Origin of the sequence: Streptomyces niveus (assembly GCF_001723055.1) — a bacterium.
Classification (GTDB): domain Bacteria; phylum Actinomycetota; class Actinomycetes; order Streptomycetales; family Streptomycetaceae; genus Streptomyces; species Streptomyces niveus.
Genome location: NZ_MDCR01000400.1, coordinates 1 through 2,109 on the forward strand (window position 1 = coordinate 1; position 2,109 = coordinate 2,109).

General features: G+C 72.5%; 2 protein-coding genes. One reads left to right on the forward strand and one right to left on the reverse strand.

The window, feature by feature from the left end; all coding sequences use genetic code 11:
- Window positions 1-181 precede the first annotated feature (181 nt).
- A complete protein-coding gene (locus BHU15_RS34585; protein ID WP_069630738.1) occupies window positions 182-1,342 on the forward strand; it encodes a mannosyltransferase family protein in 1,161 nt (386 codons plus the stop codon).
- Window positions 1,343-1,403: 61 nt separating this feature from the next.
- On the opposite strand, the gene BHU15_RS34590 is transcribed toward BHU15_RS34585, so the two are convergent.
- The gene (locus BHU15_RS34590) at window positions 1,404-1,943 is read right to left on the reverse strand and encodes a YbjN domain-containing protein (protein ID WP_023539833.1); all 540 of its coding nucleotides are present in this window, start codon (window positions 1,941-1,943) and stop codon (window positions 1,404-1,406) included.
- Window positions 1,944-2,109: the final 166 nt, after the last annotated feature.

Sequence of the window (2,109 nt, forward strand, 5' to 3'; positions counted from 1 at the left end):
CGGTCGCGCGGTCCGCGGGCGGCGCGGAGGGTCGGTTCGACCGATCACGCGCGCCCGGAGGTGCACCCTGTCCGCCGACACGCTCGACTCCGTCGACGCATCCGGCACGGCGAGACCCGCCGACGCCGCCCCGAGCACCATCCCGGCCGTCGTCCCGAACGTCGTCCCGGCCGTCACGTTCATCCCCGCCGCCCCCCGGCGGCGCGCCACCCGTCTCTCCGCCGCCCTGCGCCGCGCCGCCCCCGCGCTCGGGCTGTTCGCCGCCGCCCGGCTCACCGGGCTGCTGGTGCTGTGGCTGTGGGCCGAGCACATCGGGCGCTCACCGCGCCAACTCCTCGCCCACACCTGGGACTCCCCCTGGTACACCCGGATCGCCGAGCAGGGCTACGGCTACACCATCCACTTCACCGACGGCGCCGTCCACAGCGACCTCGCGTTCTTCCCGCTCTACCCCGCGCTCGTACGCGCGCTCACCACCGTGCTGCCGATCGGCGGCGGCACCGCCGCCCTGCTCGTCTCCTGGGCCGCCGCCGCGGCCGCCGCCTTCGCCATCTACCTGCTCGGCGAACGCCTCCACGACCGGCGGACCGGCACCGTCCTCGTGCTGCTGTGGGGCCTGCTGCCCCACGCGGTCGTGTTCTCCATCGCGTACACGGAACCGCTGCTCACCGTCTTCGCCGCCTTCGCCCTGTACGCGGTGCTCACCGGCCGCTGGCTGTGGGCGGGTTCGCTGGCCGCGCTCGCGGGACTGGCCCGGCCCAACGGGGTCGCGATCGCCGCCGCGGTCTGCGCCGCCGTGGCGTACGAGCTGTGGAAGCGCCGCGCGCACGCCCCCTGGCGGCTCTGGGCGGCGGCCGTCGTCGCGCCGCTCGGCTGGGGCGGCTACGTGCTCTGGGTCGGCGTACGCGTGGGGGATCCGCTCGCGGGCTACTTCGCCGTGCAGGACGGCTGGCGGTCCTACTTCGACTTCGGCGCCGACGCCCTGGGCGACGTACGCGACATCGTCCTGCGGCCCGCCGAACTCGCCTCCACCGGGACGGTCCTGATCGTCTGCGCGGCCCTGCTGCTCTTCGCGCTGCTCCTCGTCGACCGGGAGAACCGTCCCCCGCCGGCGCTGCTCGTGTACGCGGGCGTCCTGCTGCTGATCACCGTCGGCGGCGGCGGGAGCTTCTTCGAGTCCAAGCCGCGCTTCCTGCTGCCCGCGTTCCCGCTGCTGCTCCCCCTCGCGTGCGCGCTCACGAAAGCCCGGCCGAGGGCGGCGATCGTGGTGATCGCGGCCCTCGCCGGGCTGTCGTGCTGCTACGGGACGTACCTGCTGACGCTGGCTCCGATGCCTCTTTAGGAGGCGGTGCCTCTTCAGGGGGCGGTGCCTCTTCAGGGAGGCACGGAGCCCGCCGGAACCGTTACTCGCCGTCCCCGGACGGCGCCGGCTTCTCCTCCGCCGGCGTCAGCCCGAACGTCTCCACGATCCACTTGTCGAACTCGATCGACGCCCGCACCCAGCTGACCGTCGACGACACAAAGTGCTCCAGGCTGACCCCGGTGCCGATCAGCATCTGGGCCTCGCCGATGAGCCGGACCGTCGTGGGGCCGTCCTCCTCCTCGTGCACGTGGCTGTAGACCTTGGGCCACAGCGTGCGGCGGTTCCAGTCGTCGATCGCGTCGAGGATCTTCGGCTTGTCCTCAAGGGCGTGCGGCCGGTCGTAGAAGGTCCGCACCGAGAAGACCTGCTGGTCGCCCTCGCCGCGGAACATGAAGTACGTGCGGAATTCCTCCCACGGCGCCGCGAGGTCACCCTCGTCGTCGACGACGTACTTCAGCTCCATCTGGTCGAGGAGCTGCTTGACCAGATCCTGGTCGGGGACGACAGGGCCCGCCGTTCCCGCAGCCTGCGGTTGGGGCTGGGCCCCGAAGTTCGGAATCGAGGACGGGTCGATGGTCATCGCTGGATTCTCCTGAGGATGGCATGCCGTTGTCTGGCAACGACCCTAGCCGCGATCCCCCGCCGGAAACCCTGCACCCCGTCCGCAATCGGGCGCGGGCCCGCGAGGGCTCCCACGGCTACGGCGTCTTCTCCAAAGAAGGCGCCCCCGAACCGGGCTCCCGCCC